Raw genomic sequence first — 16,049 nt, forward strand, 5'->3', positions numbered from 1 at the left:
GGCGGTTTCAAGTGGTTGTTGCAACGAGTAGGTCGTTGAGTCGTTTCGCTGGAGTCTGCCAGCCCAGTGTCATGCGTGGTCGTGTGTTGAGTTCGCGGGCGACGGCGTCGAGGTCGCGCTGGGCGTAGGTGCGGAAGTCGGTACTCGAGCGGGGAAAGTACTGCCGCAGCAGGCCGTTGGTGTTCTCGTTCGAGCCTCGCTGCCAGGGCGAGTGCGGGTCGCAGAAGAAGACCCGGCAGTCTGTCGCCAGCGTGAAGTGGGCGTGCTTGGCCATCTCAGCGCCCTGATCCCAGGTCAGAGTCGCGGCCAGCTCGGCCGGCAGGCGGCCCATCGTCTCGATCAGCACGTCGATCACCTGCTCGGAGACCCTGCTCTCCGGTAGAGCGCCGAGCATGACGTACCGCGTGGAACGCTCGACCAGGGTGATGATCGCCGACGCGCTACGCGCACCGATGATCAGGTCACCTTCCCAGTGCCCGGGCACGGCCCGGTCTTCGACCTCGGCCGGCCGGGTGCTGATGTTCAGGCCATGGGTCCAGGCCTTGCCCGAGTGTGCCGCCCGCGCGAGGCGGGACTGGGGGCGCCGCCTGGTCCGCCCGGTACGGAGTGCGACCTGGCGTGCGATCTCGCTGCGCAGCCCGCCACGAGCTTGGTAGTAGATCGCTTGGTAGATCGTCTCGTGGGACACCCATCGCTCCGGCCGGTCGGGATACTCCTGACGAAGCCAGTGTGCGATCTGCTGCGGAGACCACCGCTGTTCGAGCTTGTCCCGCACCAGGGGCCATAGCCGGCCGCGACCCGAGGTCACCCCGCGGCGGCGATCGCCGGTCAACTTGCCGGGCCTGGGCCTGCGGGCCCGCTTGTCGGCCCTGCGCTGCGCGTTCCGGCACGAGTACGCCCACCGGTAGGCGCCACCACGACCGGCGGGATTGGCCTGCCGGCGTCCCGCCGGGGAACGCGTCCCGGGTGTGTCCAGGTGAGCGCCCCGGTAGGAGTTATTGCGAGTGACCTCGCGCCACACCGTGGTCCGGTGACGACCGATCCGCTCAGCGATCTGCGGGAACGTCAATCGCTGACCGAACAGCGCCTCGATCTTCGCCCGCTCCTCAAGTGTCAATCTCTTCCCAGCCATCCGTACACCCTCCCAAGGCGCACGTTGCAACAACCGATTGAAACCGCCCAGTCTCGGCGTGCACCAACCGCAGTTTCGATGAAAAAGGCACGGCTACCAGCCGCGCGCCTCCCATGAGTCGAGCGCGGGGGCCTCGGCGCCCACCGTGGTCGGCTCGCCGTGCCCGGGCGCGACCGTCCACGCCAGGTCGAGGGTGAGGAGTCGCTTGCGGATCGAGGTGATGATCTGGTCGAAGTCGCTGTAGTCCCAGCGGGTGGCGCCCGGGCCGCCGGGGAAGAGCGTGTCGCCGGTGAGCACGGTGGCGGCGTCGGGCACGAGGAACGAGCAGGCGCCGGGCGTGTGGCCGGGCGTGTGCGCCACGGTGACCTGCGAGCCCGCGACGTCGAGGACCAGGTGGTCGGCGAGGTCGCCTGTGGCCACGTCGGGGTGCGAGCCCTCCCAGAGGAACCGGTCGGCGAGGTGGAGCAGCGGCTCGACACCCCACTCGCGGGCGAGCTCGGGGGCGGGACCGACGTGGTCCCAGTGGCCGTGCGTGAGGACGAGGCCCACCACGCGCCGGTCGCCGACGCAGGCGCGCACGGCGTCGGCGTCGTGGGCGGGGTCGACGACGAGGACCTCGCGCTCGTCACCGACCAGGTAGGTGTTGTTGGGGAAGGCCCCGCCGTCCGGTCCGGTGCCGACGATCTCGTGCCGTTCGACCTGGACGGACATGGCGGGGCCTTCCTTCAACGGTGGTGCGTCAGAGCGAGTCGACGGCGGTGACCGTCACGGGGACGTTGCCCCGGGTGGCCTTGGAGTAGGGGCACAGCTCGTGGGTGCGGTCGACGATGGTCTGCGCCTCGTCGATGCCGAGGCCGGGGATGTGCACCTCGTGGTCGACGGTGAGGGCGAACGACTCGCCCTCGGGGCCGAAGCCGACCTTGGTGCGGACGGTGGCCTCGGAGACGTCGACGTTCTTCTCCTTGCCGGCCAGGCCCAGCGCGCCGGTGAAGCAGGCGCCGTAGCCGAGGGCGAAGAGCTGCTCGGGGTTGGTCCCCTCGCCGGAGCCGCCCATGTCCTTGGGCGAGGTGAAGGTGAGCTCGAGATGGGGGTCCTCGGAGACGCCGGTCCCCGTGCGGCCACCGGTGCTGGTGGCGGTGGCGGTGTACACGATCTTGTCAGGTGTGTTGGCCATGTGAGCCAGCCCATCACCCTTCGTGCGGACCCGCAACAGGTGTCCGGCGCGTCGGGAGCACAATGGGTGATCGTGATGACCATGTCCCGTCCCGACGTGCCCGCCCAGGCGCCGGACCCGGCCCGGATCCGCCGTTGGCGAAACAACCTCGCCGAGGAGCGTGCCGAGGGCGCGACCTACCGGAACCTGGCCGAACGGAAGACCGGCGAGGAGCGCGAGATCCTCCTCGGGCTCGCCGAGGCCGAGAAGCGCCACGAGCAGCACTGGCTCGACCTGCTCGGGCCCCATGCCGAGCGGCCCGGCCGCGCCTCGATGCGCAGCCGCCTGCTCGCGTGGCTCGCGCGCAGCTTCGGGTCGGTGTTCGTCCTCGCCCTCGCCCAGCGCGCTGAGCTGAGGGCGAACTACGACGACGACGCCGACGCGACCGAGCGGATGGCCGCCGACGAGCGCGTCCACGGCGAGGTGGTCCGGGCGCTCGCCGCCCGCGGCCGGGCCCGGATGTCCGGCACGTTCCGGGCCGCGGTGTTCGGCGCCAACGATGGCCTGGTCTCCAACCTCGCGCTCGTCCTCGGGATCGGCGCCACCGGCGTGAGTACCTCCGTGGTGCTCGCGACCGGGATCTCCGGCCTGCTCGCGGGGGCGCTGTCGATGGGCGCCGGCGAGTACGTCTCGGTGCGCAGCCAGCGCGAGCTCCTCGAGTCCTCCACGCCGAGCACCCGCAGCGCCCACGTGGTCCCGGCGCTCGACGTCGACGCCAACGAGCTCTCCCTGCTCTACCGCGCCCGCGGCATGTCCGCCGAGGAGGCCGACGCGCACGCCCGCGCCGTCATCGCCGCCCACGCGCACCAGCCGGCCGCCGGCGCGGCGGAGGACGAGCCCCGGCCGGCCGAGGCCGCCTACGAGGAGGTCGGGACCGCCTGGCAGGCGGCGTCGTCGAGCTTCCTGTTCTTCGCCTCCGGCGCGATCATCCCCGTGCTGCCCTACCTGTTCGGCATGACCGGCCTCGCGGCCGTCGCGGTGGCGAGCGCGCTCGTCGGCGTCGCGCTGCTGATGACCGGCGCCGTGGTCGGCATCCTCTCCGGCTCCGCGCCGCTGCCGCGCGCGCTGCGCCAGCTCGCGATCGGGTACGGGGCGGCCGCGGTGACGTACATCCTCGGCCTGCTCTTCGGCGGCGCCGTAGGCTGAGCGGGCCATGAGGCGCCCCTGCCCGGACGAAGGAGTTCCCGCATGCTCGTGATCGTCGCCCCCGACTCGTTCAAGGAGTCGATCGACGCCGCCGACGCGGCCGCCGCCATGGCCGCCGGGATCCGCGACGCCGTGCCGGACGCCGAGGTGCGCGAGCTGCCGATGTCCGACGGCGGGGAGGGCTTCACCGAGTCCGTCGCCGCCGCGCTCGGGGCCCGCACGATCGACGTCCCCGTGCGCGACGCGCTCGGACGCGAGGCCACCGGGCAGGTCGCGATCGCCGGGCGGCGGGCCGTGCTCGAGGTGGCGACCGCCGTCGGGCTCGGGATGATCGACCCCGGCGAGCGGGACATCATGGGCGCCGACTCCACGGGGGTCGGCGAGCTCGTCCGGGCGGCGCTGGACGAGGGGGCGGGCGAGATCGTCGTGGGCCTCGGCGGCTCCGCGACCAACGACGCCGGCGCCGGCATGCTCCGCGTCCTCGGGGCGCGGTTCCTCGACGAGGCCGGGGCCGAGATCGGCACCACCCCGCGCGAGCTGGCGCGGCTGGCCGAGATCGACCTGTCCGGGCTCGACCCGCGCCTGGCAGACGTCCAGGTGCAGGCCGCGTGCGACGTGAGCAACCCGCTGCTGGGTGAGGCCGGCGCGAGCGCCGTGTTCGGCCCGCAGAAGGGCGCGACGCCGGAGCTGGTTGCCGAGCTCGACGAGATCCTCGCCCGGGTGGCGCGGGTCGCGGGGCACGAGGGCGAGGGCGGGGCTGCGGGCGTGCCCGGCGCCGGTGCCGCCGGAGGGCTGGGCTACGCCCTCATCGGGTTCCTCGGGGCGACGATGCGGCCGGGCGTCGAGCTCGTCGTCGACACCGTCGGGCTCGAGGCCGCCGTGGCCGGGGCGGACCTCGTGCTCACCGGCGAGGGGTCGGTCGACGCGCAGACGCTGTCCGGCAAGACGCCCGCCGGGGTGGCCGCCGTGGCCGCCCGCGCCGGGGTGCCGTGCGTGGTGCTCGCCGGTCGGGTCGCCGACGACGCGAGCGTCCTGCTCGAGCACGGGGTCACCGCGCTCGTGCCGATCGTGCCGGGCGTGACCGACCTGCCGACGGCGCTCGCCGAGGGCGGGGCGAACATCCGCCGTGCGTCGGCGACGGTCACCCGCATCTTCGCGGCGGGTCGCTCAACGACCTGACCGACCAACTCTTCGTCGAGATTGCGGTTGGTGCACGTCGAGATTGCGGTTCGTCGTCGCCGAGATTGCGGTTGGGGCCCCAACCGCAATCTCGATGAAAGGGGCGACTGCGGCTCAGGGGCGAGTCTCGTGTCGAGAGTGCGGTTCAGGGCCGCCCGGACAGGGTCGGCCTACTCGTCGAGGTCGTCCTCATCGTCGTCCCAGTCCCACTCCTCGATGACGACGACCTCCCACTCCTCGTCGTCCTCGTCGGTGTCCCAGTTCGCGCGGGTGACGGCCTCGGCGGCCTGCGTGACGGGGTCGTCCACGAGGACCACGAGCGGCGGGGTCATGAAGGAGGTGGCGATGGCGATGCCGTACCCGTCGGTGCGGCCGGGCGAGACCATCGTCCGGGCGGCGGAGGCGGCCACGTAGTAGGAGAGTGCGTCGGTGTCGATCGTCCAGGCGTTGACGGCGGGGGAGGGTGTCGGGTCGGACGGCATGGGGGTGGATCCGGAGTCGTGCACGGGTCCATCATGCGCACGATCTCCGACAACCGGCGACGTCGTTCCGCCGTGTCGCCGCTCACCGGTGCGAGCGGGCCACCACGGTCACCACAGGTCGAGGTGCACTCGCAGGGCGTCGTCGAGCCTGTTCTCCAGGTCGGCCGGCAGCCTGCCCACGGCCTCCCGGAGCCGGCGCACGTCGATCGACCGCACCTGCTCGGCCTGCGCCTTCGAGTCCTGGCGGAGTCCCGAGCTCCCGGCGGGGACGAGGACCTGGAACGAGTAGACGGCGGCCACGTTGGTCGTCAGCGGGACCACGGTGACGACGCCGTGCCTCCGCTCGACCGCGGCCGACGTCGCGCCGTCATTCCCGACGACGACGACCGGCCGGACCTTGTTCGCCTCCGCGCCCCGCACGGGCTCGAGGTCCGCCAGCCAGATCTCACCGCGCCGCATCGCCGCTCAGACCCTCATCGCTCAGCCCGTCTCCGCTCAGCCCATTCCCGCCGAGCCCGTTCCCACCCAGCCCGTCCGTGGTCGCCCGGTCCCACGCCTCGGACTCGTCGGACGCGTCCCACTGGTCGAAAGCGGCCGCGTACTCGGGCCTGAGCTCCTGCGCGCGCAGCGATCGCACCGCGCGCTGCAGTGCGGCGGAGCGGGACGACAGCCCGGCGCGGGCGGCGTACTCGTCGAGGAAGCGCACGTCGTCGTCGGGGATGCTCACACTGACCTTCATACCCGCGATGCTACTCCGGTAGCACCCCGCGTCGACGGGACACTCGACCCACCACCGGCCGAGCCACCGGCTGACCGCGCACGTCGCACCCCGCCGATAACGTGACGACATGGCCACGATGATTCCCGACGACGTGCGTTTCACGGCCGGTCTCCACGGGGAGGCGACGGTCTGGTCCGCCCTCCGCGAGCAGCTCCCGGAGAACGCCGTGGTCCTCCACTCGACGGCCGTGCGGCAGCAGGGCACCGAGCGCGAGGTCGACCTGCTCGTGCTGTGGCCGGGGGTCGGCGTCATCGTGGTCGAGGTCAAGGGCGGGTGGGTCGAGTACCGCGCCGGCGTGTGGCGCAACGGCCGCGGGCGCAGCGAGGCGCAGCCGATCGAGGACCCGGCCGACCAGGTCAACGACGCCCGGCACCGGCTCGTCGAGTGGCTGCGCGACCGGGGGACCGCGGCGAGGCGGGCGACGCAGGCGCGCTGGGTCAGCGTCGTCGTGCTCCCGGCGGTGGACGTGCCCGCGGACTGGCACCGACCCGGCCTGCCGCGGGAGTGCCTCGTGGGCCGCCAGGACCTTGACCGGCTCGCGGAGCGCCTCGCGGTCGCGGCGAACCTGCACGGTCAGGGCGTGCGCCCCCTGGACGACGACGACACCCACGCCCTCGTCGGCGCGATCGTCCCCGAGCTCGTCCCGGACGAGGTGCAGTTCCAGGTCGCCGACCAGGCCGAGGAGGTCCGACGGCTCACCGCCGAGCAGGAGGACGTGCTCGACGCGATCCGGGAGTTCCCGCGCGCCCGCGTGATCGGCGGGGCGGGCACCGGCAAGACCGTGCTCGCGCTGCGCAAGGCCCGCCAGCTCGCGCACGACGGCGAGCGGGTCGCGCTCATGTGCTACACCGTGGGGCTCGCGAAGTCGTTCGAGCGCGAGGTCGCCACGTGGCCGCGGAAGGACCGGCCGGCCTACGTCGGCACCTTCCACGACCTCGCCCACCGCTGGGGCGGCGCCGAGGGCGACAGCAAGGACCAGTCGTACTGGGAGGAGGCGCTCCCGGAAAGCCTGCGCGCCAACGCCGCGACCCTGCCGCGCGAGGAGCGCTTCGACGTGGCCGTCATCGACGAGGCGCAGGACTTCGGCGACTCGTGGTGGGACGCCGTCACGGCCTGCCTGCGCGACGGCGACGAGGGCGGCCTGTTCGTCTTCCTCGACGACGGCCAGAAGCTGTTCACCCGCCACGGCCGCGACCCCATCGACCTCCCCCCGGTCTCGCTCGTGCGCAACCTGCGCAGCTCGAAGCAGATCGCCCAGCTCGCCGGCGCGTTCGCCACCACGCCGACCAGCCCGAAGGCCCGCGCCCGCCGGCCGGTGCTCCACCTGGACGTCCCCGCCGAGGCTGCCGTGGACGCGGCGGACGACGTGGTCGACGCCCTCATCGCCGACGACGGCGCGGACGGCTTCACCGCCGGCCAGATCGCGCTCCTGACCACCGGGTCGCGCCACCCGATGCAGCCGAGCATCTACGAGGAGGAGGCGCGCGAGGCGTACTGGGAGGAGTTCTTCGACGGCCAGGAGGTCTTCTACGGGACCGTCCAGGGCTTCAAGGGGCTCGAGCGTCCGGCGATCGTCCTGTGCCTCAACGGCGTCCACGAGGCCGCACCGGCGCGGGACCGCATCTACACGGGCATCTCGCGGGCGACGACGCTGCTCGTCGTCGTCGGGCCCCGTGCTCTTCTCGAGGAGACCGGCGGCGAGGCGGCGCGACGCCGGCTCAAGGACGTGCGGCCGTGGACGGTGCCGGGCGACGCTTAGCCGGCGGATCCGAGGACCGGCCGACTACCGGGAACCGGGCCGGCACGGAAGGATCGTGGCCAGCGGGCGACGAGAGGGAGCCCGACGACGAAGGAGCGGCTTGTGGCTGTCGGACGGATCATCGACAACGCGTCGGTCATGGACATGGCCGAGATGGACGAGAAGTGGGGCCGGATCCTCGCGCACGGCGAGAAGTTCGAGCTCGGCTACAAGACCATCCGCGACCGGTTCATGTTCACGAACTACCGCGTGATCCTCATCGACGTGCAGGGCGTGACCGGGTCGAAGGTCGACTACCACTCGGTGCCCTACCGGGCGATCACCCAGTTCTCGCTTGAGACCGCCGGCACCGCGGACCTCGACGGCGAGCTGAAGTTCTGGGTGAGCAGCCAGGCCGACCCGTACGTGCGCAAGCTCGGCCGTGGCGTGGACCTGTTCGTCATCCAGGCGCTGCTCGCGGGGTACATCGCGCACGTGTGACGGGGTGGTGCGGGCCTTGACGGCCCGGTGACCCGGCGGTCCCGGCGACCGTTGCCGCCGGGACCACTCGGGCCACCAGGCTCAGTCGATCGCGATCCGCACGTCGCCGCCCGCGGCATCGACGCCGTCGAGCATCGACGACGGGATGCGGAACGCCCGCCCGGGCGCCGCGGGCCACGCGAGCCGCTTGCGAGCCAACCGGTGCCCACCCTGGGACACCGTGACCACCGGCCGCGGCACGAGCCGGTCCACCCAGCACACGAGCCGGTCCCGGGCCGGGGCCGGCCCGCCAGGGGCCAACCGCGACGGCGACACCCACCTGATGGGGTCGTCCGCCACGAGGCGGACGCTCGCCTCGGGCGCCGGTCGGCCGCCGAAGTGCTCGAGGATCCGCTCAGCGGCGACCGCGCCCTCGATCGCGACGACGTCGGCGGTCTCCACGGGGTGGTTGACGTTCCCGACGGCGAACACGTTCGCCTTCGAGGTCCGCATGGCGGCGTCGACGACGGGGGACCCGCTCGCGGGGTCGAGCTCGACGCCCGCCGAGCGCAGGAGTTCGTGGTCCGGGATCCAGTCGCCCGTGAACACCACGGTGTCGCACTCGAGGACCTTCCGGTCACCGGTGCGGGTGTCCTCGATCTCGACCCCGGTCACGCGGCGGCGACCCTGGATCGACGCCACCCTCGACGTCGTCTCGACCCGGGTGCGGAACGCGACCCGGCCGGGGATTCGGAAGAGCGAGTACGACTCGCCGACCGGGTGCTCGGAGACGAGTGCCTCCGTGCGGCACCCCGACTCCGCGAGGGTCATGACCGCCGACCAGCTGACGAGCTCGGCGCCGACGACGACCGCCCGCGTGCCGACCTTCTGGTGCTGGACGTGGACGAGGTTCTGCAGCTGCCCCGTGGTGAGCACGCCGGCCGGCCGGGTGCCGGGGACGAGCCGCGCGGTGCGGGGGCGCTCGCGGGCGCCGGTGGCGAAGCAGAACACGTCCGGCCGCACGAGAACGCGCCCGAGGGGCGTGGTGACCTCGAGGGTGTCGTCGTCGGCCCATCCGGTGACGGTCCACCCGGTGAGGATCTGGGCGCCCGCCGCGCGGGCGTCCTCGACGAGCGTCGTCGCGTAGGAGGGGCCGGACATGAAGCGCTTCCGGTCCCGGATCCCGTAGCCCGGGTGGTCGGAGTGCCGGGGGATGCCGCCGGCCTGCTGCTCGCGGTCGAGGACCACGACCTGGTCGAGGTGGGGAGCGAGCCCGGCCGCGGCGCTGAGGCCGCCGGGTCCGCCGCCGATCACTGCCACGGTAGGGGTGAGGAGCTCAGGCATCGTCGGCCTCCGTCGTGATCCCGCACGCGTGGTGCTCGACGAAGAGTCGCTGGACCTCGGCGCCGCAGTAGAAGCCCTGGCAGCGCCCGTTCATCGCCCGCGTGCGGCGCCGCAGCCCCTGGAGACTGCACGGCGGGACGGTCGAGGTCATGGCGTCGCGGACCTCTCCGCGTGTCACGCGCTCGCAGAAGCAGACGACCGTGCCGTACTCGGGGTCCTGCTGGATGAGGTCGTCGTCGGCGAAGGGTCGCACCTGGTGCTCCCCGAGCGGCGGCATGACCGGAGGGGCGGGCAGGCCGCTGCGCTCGTCGAGTTCGAGGTCGGCCCCCGCGGCCTCGAGGAGCTCCACCACGTGCTCGGCGACCGCCGGCGCGGAGGTGAGCCCGGTCGACCGGATGGCCGCCGCGACGACGTACCGCTGCTCGGCGTCGACCTCGATGAGGTAGTCGGACTGGTTGTTCGCCGCGCGCAGTCCCGCGTACGAGGCGGTGACCTCCTCGTCCAGGAGCGTGGGCATGATCCGGCGGCCCTTCTCCAGGAGGAACTCGAACCCGTCCTCGCTGGTCGAGGTGTCGGCCTTGTCCTCCATGTCCTCGGCGGTGGGGCCGAGCATGATGTTGCCGAAGATCGTGGGACTGATGAGCACGCCCTTGCCGACCTTCGACGGGGCCGCGAGCACGATCGTGTCGACCAGCGGTGCGGCGAGCTTGTCGTAGACGAGCAGCTCGCCCTTGCGCGGGTGCACCTCGAGCCGGGAGTAGCCGAGCATCTCGTCGACGGCGTCCGCCCCGAGCCCGGCGGCGTTGACGACCCACCGGGCGGTGACGTCGCCTCGGTCGGTGCGGAGCGTCGTCGTGGAGGGGCCGACCTCGACCGACTCGACGCGATGCTCGCGCAGGAAGGTCGCGCCGCGCGTGACCGCCTCGGTGGCGAACGCGAGGGGAACCGACCAGGCGTCGATGACGGCCTCGTCGGGGACGGTGAGCCCGCCGGTGACGCCCGGGCCGAGGTTCGGGAGGCGGGCGTACACCTCGTCGGGACCGATGATCTCCGAGGCGAGGTAGCCGTTGTCCACCGCCTTGGCCTGCAGTCCGGGCAGCGACTCGGCCTGCTCCTCGTCCCACGCCACGAGGATCGCCCCGGTCTTCCGGAGCCCGATGTTCGCCGCCGCGCAGTACTCCGTGAGCAGCTCGTAGCCGCGGGCGACGAGCCGGGCCTCGAGCGTGCCTGGCTTCGCGTCGAAGCCCGTGTGCAGGAGGGCGGTGTTGGCCTTGGTCGTGCCCTCGCCGACGTCGTCCCGGGCGTCGATCATGACGACCGAGCCCGTGGTGCCGGACAGACGGCGGGCGATGGCGGCGCCGACGACGCCGGCGCCGATCACCGCGACGTCGTAGGTGGTCTCGGTCATGTCTCATCCTGTCGAGCGGTGGCCGGGTCCTGGGCGGGGGCGAGGGAGTCGGTGCTCGCGTCGTAGGCCGGGTAGCGCTTGAGCGAGATGGCGTAGGCGAGCGCGGTGGCGGACACCGCGGCGGCGATCTTGCCGACGATCATGGGAGTGATCATGTCGGGTGCGACGCCGGCCGTGAAGCCGAGGTGGTCACCGAGGAGCGCCATCGCCGAGATCGACCACGCCGTGTTGATGAAGATGCCGCGCCGGTCCATCTGGCCCATGAGCTTGAAGGTGGGGATGGCGTTGGCCAGCGACATCACGAGGCCGCCGGAGGCCACGTCGTTGACGCCGAGGAGGCGCCCCATGCTCGACAGGGGCTTGGCCGCGACCTTGGTGACGAGGTACATCAGCGGGAAGGCGCCCATGAGGAACAGGCAGATCTGGGCCACCACGGTGAGGCCGTCCATCACCGGGGCGAGCTCCCACCCGCTCGGCATGATCTGCCAGCCGGTGAGGAACTCGAAGGAGCCGATCGCGAGGGCGACCGAGATGATGGCGACGAGGAACTTGCCGAACAGGAGGAAGCCGCGCGTCATGGCGCCGGGGAACTTCCACAGGCCGAACGCAATGAGCAGCGCCGCGATGACGATGGGCACGAGGTTGCTGAGGATGAGCATGAGGTCGAAGCCGGCGACCAGTCCGCCGACGAGCACGCCGACGGGGATCGTGATGACGCCGACGAGCACGCCGGACGCGAAGTAGGGGCGGTTCTCCTCGGAGACGATGCCGAGGCCGACGGGGATGGTGAAGACGACCGTGCAGCCGAGCATGGCGGCGAGGATCGCGCCGGCGAGCAGGCCCGCCTCCTCTGTCTGGGCCATCTCCATCGAGAGGTGGTAGCCGCCCATGTCGTTGGCGAGCAGGGAGCCGGCGAACATCGCGGGGTCGGCGCCGAGGAGCTCGTAGATCGGCACGACGACGGGGTTGAGGACCTTGGACAGGATCGGGGCCAGGGAGATCATCCCGACCATCGACAGGGCCAGGGGCCCGAACGTGTTGATGCCCTCCTCGAACTGCTCGCCGAGGCCGAAGCGGTTCCCGATCGCCCTGTCGAGGCCGCCGATGACGAGGAAGACGGCCATGATGACGACGATGATCTCGTTGATGCCCATGGTCAGAGTCCCATCGTGGTCTCGACCGCGTTCCGCCACGAGGTGCGGAACTCGGTGACGTCCTCGAGGGTGCGCTCCGGGGTGTAGGTGGCCTCGGGCTCCCAGGAGAAGGGCGCGTCCTCGACCGCCATGTCGGGGTGCAGTGCGAGCCGCATGCAGGCGGCCGTACCGAGGGCGGTGGCATGCGCGGAGGGGTAGGTGTCGACGGGCGCCTGGAGCATGTCGGCCTGCGACTGCATGAGGCGCACGGACTTCGTCAGTCCGCCGTCGACGCGGAGCCGGGTGAGCGGCTGACCGAGCTCGGGGAGCGTGAGGTCGGCGAGCTCGGCGATCTGCGCGGCGATGCCGTCGAGGACGGCGCGGACGATCTGGGGCTTCCCGGTGGAGAGCGTCATACCGACGACGAACGCCCCCGCCTCCGGCTTCCACCACGGTGCAGCGAGGCCGGCGAAGCTGGGCGCGCAGAGGACGCCGCCGGTGTCGTCGGCGGCGATCTCGTCCATCTCGGCGGGGCCGGTGATGATGCCGAGCTCCTGCATCCAACGCACGGCGGAGGCGGCCGTGTAGACCTGGCCGTCCGAGCAGTAGGAGGTGCGGCCGCGGAGGCGCCACGCGACGGAGGTGGTGAGGCCGTTGTCGAATCGTGGGGCGGTCTCACCCATGTTGACGAGGATGAACGCGCCGGTGCCGTACGTGCACTTGGCCTGCCCGCGCTCGAGGCAGCCCTCGGCGAACAGCGCGGCCTGCTGGTCGACGATGAGACCGCCGACGGGCACCTCGGCGCCGAAGACGGAGGTGGTGCCGACGATCTCGTCGCAGGCGACGATCCGGGGGAGCTTCTCGTCGGACAGGTCGAAGAGGTCGACGAGGTGGGGGTCCCACTCGCCGGAGTCGACGTCGACGAGCAGGGAGCGCGACGCGGTGGAGACGTCGGTGACGAACTCGCCGGTGAGGCGATGGAGCATCCACGTGTCGGTCGTGGTGACGACGCCCTCGCGGGTGAGGTTCTCGCGCAGCCACGTGAGCTTGGGGGCGGTGAAGTAGCAGTCGAGGACGAGCCCGGTGCGTCGGTGGACGTCCTCGGAGTGCTCGCGCAGGCGCTCGACGACGGACTCGGCGCGGCGGTCCTGCCAGACGATGCAGGTGGTGAGCGGGTCACCGGTCTCGGGGTCCCAGGCGAGGACGGTCTCGCCCTGGTTGGCCAGCGAGACGCCGTCGATCGGGCGGCCCGCCTCCTCGACGGCCTGCTTCCCGGCGTCGACGACGGAGGCGTAGAGCTCCTCCGGGTCCTGCTCGACGGCGCCACCGGGGAGGTACTGCGGATGGATCGGGATCTCGACGACGGCGTGGATGCCGTCGGCGTCGACGACGATCGCCTTCGATCCTGAGGTGCCCTGGTCCAGAGCGAGAATTGCCACAATGCAACCCTTCGTGTCGTTGCGGTCCGGACGATGGTGTCCGGTTCGTCCCGTGCGCCCGAGATCGGGCACTGCGGAGAGCCTGGGCCGGTGTGGACTTGCGGGCAACCTGTGTGGAATGTTGTGGAGTGTCGGGCGTGGCCCGGTCCTGAGCCGAGGAGGTGGGCGTGCTCGTCCAGCAGAGGTACCGCCACATCGTGCGGGCACTGCAGTCGCAAGCGTCCGTCTCGACGATTGACCTCTCGCGGGCCCTGCGGGTGTCGGTGGAAACGGTTCGGAGGGACCTCGTCCATCTCGAGCGTGAGGGGTTGCTCAGGCGCGTCTACGGCGGCGCCGTCTCGGTGACACGGCAGCGCAGCAGCGAGCCGTCGTTCGACCGGCGCAGCGGGATCCGGGAGAAGGAGAAGCGCGTCGTGGGTGAGCTGGTGCGGTCGCTCGTGCGGCCGGGGCAGTCAATCTTCCTCGACGTCGGAACCACCGGTCAGGCGGCCGCCGCTGCCCTGGCACCGTCGTTCGAGGGCACGATTGTCACCCACTCGCTGCTCGTTGCGAACGAGATTGGACGCGGTGCCGGCGCCGAGCTCGTGCTCGCCCCGGGCCGATTGAGGCGGGGGGAGTGGTCGGTGTCCGGGACGGCGACGCACTCGTTCATCCGGCAGATGCACTTCGACGTCGCGCTCCTCAGCTGCGGGGGCGTGGACGCGGCGGCCGGCCCCACGGACTTCGACTTCGACGACGTGGAAGTCAAGCGCACGGTGGCGCGCCACAGTGAGCGGTCCTACATACTCGCGGACTCCTCGAAGCACGGCGTGGTGGGGCGGTACGTCATCGGCGAGTGGTTCGACGTCAACGGACTGGTGACCGATGCGGCGCCGCCCGAGGGACTGGCGGTGGCGGTGCGTGCGGGTGGCGGTGAGGTGATCCGGCCGGGTGCGGCGGGAGCGCCGGAGCAGGCTCGGCCGACATGAGTGCCAATGGAGAGCGCTGTATATGAGGAGCAACTGGTCAGCGTGGAGGTGACGAGTTAGCTCGCCGCGACAGTGGTCGAGGAGAACATGTCGGCTGGCATCGGGGTCTCGAGTTGCCAGGTGAATGCGATCGGACGCTCACCGGAATGGGAGACATAGGGGCTCTTCCGGATTGAGGGTGTAGACGGCCTGGCGCGGTGGTGAGCGAGGTGCCGGCGTGTCAGCGTCCAGATAGGGGTCGAGGTCTTCCGATGATGGGGGTTCTCACGCCACCCACCGGGAAGACCTCGACGTGCCTGACGCTACCTTCGCCCGCCCTGATCTGACCACGTTCGCTCGTCTGGACGAGCTCGGCTTGGAGGTCGTCGGCCAGCGCATCGAGCCTGGTCGGGCGGTCCTGGCCTGCAGGGTCGTCGAACCGGACAGCTGGTGCCGGCGGTGCGGGTGCGAGGGCGTCGCGCGGGACACCGTCACGCGCGAGCTCGCTCACGAGCCTTTGGGGTGGCGTCCCACGACGCTGGAGGTGAGGGTGCGTCGGTACCGGTGCACGGGCTGCGGGCACGTGTGGCGTCAGGACACGACCGCCGCGGCCGAGCCGCGCGCTCGGCTCTCCCGCCGCGGGTTGCGGTGGGCGCTGGAAGGGATCGTGTGCCAGCACTTGAGTGTCGCTCGTGTCGCCGAGGGGCTGGGGGTCTCGTGGAACACCGCCAACGCCGCGGTCCTGACCGAAGGACGCCGCGTCCTCATCGATGATCCGACCCGGTTCGACGGCGTCAGCGCCATCGGTGTCGACGAGCATGTCTGGCGCCACACCCGCCGCGGCGACAGGTTCGTGACCGTGATCATCGACCTCACCGCTGTTCGCGAGGGGACCGGCCCGTCCCGGCTGCTGGACATGGTCGAGGGCCGCTCGAAACACGCCTTCAAGCAGTGGCTCGCGGGCCGGCCGCAGGACTGGCGCGACGGGGTCGAGATCGTCGCGATGGACGGCTTCACCGGGTTCAAGACCGCCGCCGCCGAAGAGCTGCCCGACGCGGTCGCCATCATGGATCCTTTTCACGTGGTCCGCCTCGCTGGCGACGCGCTCGATGACTGCCGGCGCCGTGTCCAGCAGGACACCTGCGGGCACCGGGGCCGCAAGGGCGATCCGCTCTACGCCGCCCGCCGGACCCTGCACACCGGCGCCGACCTGCTCACCGAGAAGCAGTCCCAGCGCCTGGAGGGCCTGTTCGACGGCGACACCCACGTAGCGGTCGAGGCCGCCTGGGCCGTCTACCAGCGCATGATCGCCGCCTACCGCGTCCCCGACCGCGCACATGGTCGCCAGCTCATGGCCCAGCTCATCGCCTCCGTCAGCTCCACCGTGCCAGCCGCCCTGACCGAGCTGCGCAAGCTGGGCAGGACCCTGAAGCGCCGCGCCGCCGACGTGCTCGCCTACTTCGACCGGCCCGGCACGTCCAACGGCCCCACCGAGGCCATGAACGGCAGGCTCGAGCACCTGCGCGGCTCGGCCCTCGGCTTCCGCAACCTGACCAATTACATCGCCCGATCACTACTCGAGACGGGCGGATTCCGACCCCAACTACACCCTCGAATGTGAAGAGCC

General features: G+C 71.7%; 16 protein-coding genes. 6 read left to right on the forward strand and 10 right to left on the reverse strand.

Going from position 1 to position 16,049, the window contains the following annotated elements; all coding sequences use genetic code 11:
* Window positions 1-7: 7 nt before the first annotated feature.
* From ACPYO6_RS16575 to ACPYO6_RS16585, 3 genes are all read right to left on the reverse strand, one after another.
* Window positions 8-1,132, reverse strand: coding sequence for an IS30 family transposase (locus ACPYO6_RS16575; protein WP_425713196.1), 1,125 nt, complete (start codon window positions 1,130-1,132; stop codon window positions 8-10).
* Between the two features lie 93 nt (window positions 1,133-1,225).
* Window positions 1,226-1,843: an MBL fold metallo-hydrolase gene (locus ACPYO6_RS16580; protein WP_425715903.1), complete on the reverse strand. Its 618-nt coding sequence runs from the start codon at window positions 1,841-1,843 to the stop codon at window positions 1,226-1,228.
* Between the two features lie 28 nt (window positions 1,844-1,871).
* Window positions 1,872-2,306 carry an Ohr family peroxiredoxin gene (locus ACPYO6_RS16585; RefSeq protein ID WP_425715904.1) on the reverse strand — a complete coding sequence of 145 codons (435 nt, stop codon included), beginning with the start codon at window positions 2,304-2,306 and terminating at the stop codon, window positions 1,872-1,874.
* 81 nt (window positions 2,307-2,387) lie between these two features.
* On the opposite strand from ACPYO6_RS16585, the gene ACPYO6_RS16590 reads away from it, so the two are divergent.
* Together ACPYO6_RS16590 and ACPYO6_RS16595 are read left to right on the forward strand one after the other, a co-directional pair.
* Window positions 2,388-3,491 carry a VIT1/CCC1 transporter family protein gene (locus ACPYO6_RS16590; protein ID WP_425715905.1) on the forward strand — a complete coding sequence of 368 codons (1,104 nt, stop codon included), beginning with the start codon at window positions 2,388-2,390 and terminating at the stop codon, window positions 3,489-3,491.
* A gap of 42 nt (window positions 3,492-3,533) precedes the next feature.
* Entirely contained in the window at window positions 3,534-4,670 is a 1,137-nt protein-coding gene (locus ACPYO6_RS16595; protein ID WP_425715906.1) for a glycerate kinase, read from the forward strand.
* 170 nt (window positions 4,671-4,840) lie between these two features.
* Here the strand turns inward: ACPYO6_RS16595 and ACPYO6_RS16600 are convergent, their stop codons facing one another.
* From ACPYO6_RS16600 to ACPYO6_RS16610, 3 genes are all read right to left on the reverse strand, one after another.
* Window positions 4,841-5,176, reverse strand: a complete 336-nt coding sequence (locus ACPYO6_RS16600; RefSeq protein ID WP_425715907.1) for a hypothetical protein — start codon at window positions 5,174-5,176, stop codon at window positions 4,841-4,843.
* Window positions 5,177-5,260: 84 nt separating this feature from the next.
* Window positions 5,261-5,611, reverse strand: coding sequence for a type II toxin-antitoxin system PemK/MazF family toxin (locus ACPYO6_RS16605; protein WP_425715908.1), 351 nt, complete (start codon window positions 5,609-5,611; stop codon window positions 5,261-5,263).
* Window positions 5,598-5,891, reverse strand: coding sequence for a ribbon-helix-helix domain-containing protein (locus ACPYO6_RS16610; protein ID WP_425715909.1), 294 nt, complete (start codon window positions 5,889-5,891; stop codon window positions 5,598-5,600). Before ACPYO6_RS16610 ends, ACPYO6_RS16605 begins: the two co-directional genes overlap by 14 nt.
* Before the next feature lie 109 nt (window positions 5,892-6,000).
* Between ACPYO6_RS16610 and ACPYO6_RS16615 the strand changes: the two genes are divergently transcribed.
* A complete protein-coding gene (locus ACPYO6_RS16615) occupies window positions 6,001-7,692 on the forward strand; it encodes an NERD domain-containing protein (RefSeq protein ID WP_425715910.1) in 1,692 nt (563 codons plus the stop codon).
* Between the two features lie 102 nt (window positions 7,693-7,794).
* Window positions 7,795-8,172 (forward strand): PH domain-containing protein, encoded by a 378-nt coding sequence (locus tag ACPYO6_RS16620; protein ID WP_425715911.1) that lies wholly within the window; start codon window positions 7,795-7,797, stop codon window positions 8,170-8,172.
* A gap of 81 nt (window positions 8,173-8,253) precedes the next feature.
* Here the strand turns inward: ACPYO6_RS16620 and ACPYO6_RS16625 are convergent, their stop codons facing one another.
* From ACPYO6_RS16625 to ACPYO6_RS16640, 4 genes are read right to left on the reverse strand one after another with little or no spacing between them, the layout of a single operon-like run.
* Window positions 8,254-9,495 (reverse strand): NAD(P)/FAD-dependent oxidoreductase, encoded by a 1,242-nt coding sequence (locus ACPYO6_RS16625; protein ID WP_425715912.1) that lies wholly within the window; start codon window positions 9,493-9,495, stop codon window positions 8,254-8,256.
* Window positions 9,488-10,903: an NAD(P)/FAD-dependent oxidoreductase gene (locus ACPYO6_RS16630; RefSeq protein WP_425715913.1), complete on the reverse strand. Its 1,416-nt coding sequence runs from the start codon at window positions 10,901-10,903 to the stop codon at window positions 9,488-9,490. Before ACPYO6_RS16630 ends, ACPYO6_RS16625 begins: the two co-directional genes overlap by 8 nt.
* Window positions 10,900-12,057 (reverse strand): ethanolamine utilization protein EutH, encoded by a 1,158-nt coding sequence (locus ACPYO6_RS16635; protein WP_425715914.1) that lies wholly within the window; start codon window positions 12,055-12,057, stop codon window positions 10,900-10,902. Before ACPYO6_RS16635 ends, ACPYO6_RS16630 begins: the two co-directional genes overlap by 4 nt.
* A 2-nt stretch (window positions 12,058-12,059) precedes the next feature.
* Window positions 12,060-13,475 (reverse strand): FGGY family carbohydrate kinase, encoded by a 1,416-nt coding sequence (locus ACPYO6_RS16640; protein WP_425715915.1) that lies wholly within the window; start codon window positions 13,473-13,475, stop codon window positions 12,060-12,062.
* A gap of 167 nt (window positions 13,476-13,642) precedes the next feature.
* On the opposite strand from ACPYO6_RS16640, the gene ACPYO6_RS16645 reads away from it, so the two are divergent.
* Window positions 13,643-14,443 carry a DeoR/GlpR family DNA-binding transcription regulator gene (locus ACPYO6_RS16645; protein ID WP_425715916.1) on the forward strand — a complete coding sequence of 267 codons (801 nt, stop codon included), beginning with the start codon at window positions 13,643-13,645 and terminating at the stop codon, window positions 14,441-14,443.
* A gap of 292 nt (window positions 14,444-14,735) precedes the next feature.
* On the forward strand, window positions 14,736-16,043 hold the full coding sequence (locus tag ACPYO6_RS16650; RefSeq protein WP_425713489.1) for an ISL3 family transposase: 1,308 nt from the start codon (window positions 14,736-14,738) through the stop codon (window positions 16,041-16,043).
* Window positions 16,044-16,049: the final 6 nt, after the last annotated feature.

The organism is Georgenia sp. Z1344, assembly GCF_049856295.1.
Classification (GTDB): domain Bacteria; phylum Actinomycetota; class Actinomycetes; order Actinomycetales; family Actinomycetaceae; genus JB111.

Coding starts and splice junctions, on each gene's coding strand:
- ACPYO6_RS16630 (WP_425715913.1), bottom strand. CDS start 10,903: ATGACCGAGACCACCTACGACGTCGCGGTGATCGGCGCCGGCGTCGTC.
- ACPYO6_RS16575 (WP_425713196.1), bottom strand. CDS start 1,132: ATGGCTGGGAAGAGATTGACACTTGAGGAGCGGGCGAAGATCGAGGCG.
- ACPYO6_RS16605 (WP_425715908.1), bottom strand. CDS start 5,611: ATGCGGCGCGGTGAGATCTGGCTGGCGGACCTCGAGCCCGTGCGGGGC.
- ACPYO6_RS16610 (WP_425715909.1), bottom strand. CDS start 5,891: ATGAAGGTCAGTGTGAGCATCCCCGACGACGACGTGCGCTTCCTCGAC.
- ACPYO6_RS16585 (WP_425715904.1), bottom strand. CDS start 2,306: ATGGCCAACACACCTGACAAGATCGTGTACACCGCCACCGCCACCAGC.
- ACPYO6_RS16635 (WP_425715914.1), bottom strand. CDS start 12,057: ATGGGCATCAACGAGATCATCGTCGTCATCATGGCCGTCTTCCTCGTC.
- ACPYO6_RS16615 (WP_425715910.1), top strand. CDS start 6,001: ATGGCCACGATGATTCCCGACGACGTGCGTTTCACGGCCGGTCTCCAC.
- ACPYO6_RS16580 (WP_425715903.1), bottom strand. CDS start 1,843: ATGTCCGTCCAGGTCGAACGGCACGAGATCGTCGGCACCGGACCGGAC.
- ACPYO6_RS16590 (WP_425715905.1), top strand. CDS start 2,388: ATGTCCCGTCCCGACGTGCCCGCCCAGGCGCCGGACCCGGCCCGGATC.
- ACPYO6_RS16595 (WP_425715906.1), top strand. CDS start 3,534: ATGCTCGTGATCGTCGCCCCCGACTCGTTCAAGGAGTCGATCGACGCC.
- ACPYO6_RS16625 (WP_425715912.1), bottom strand. CDS start 9,495: ATGCCTGAGCTCCTCACCCCTACCGTGGCAGTGATCGGCGGCGGACCC.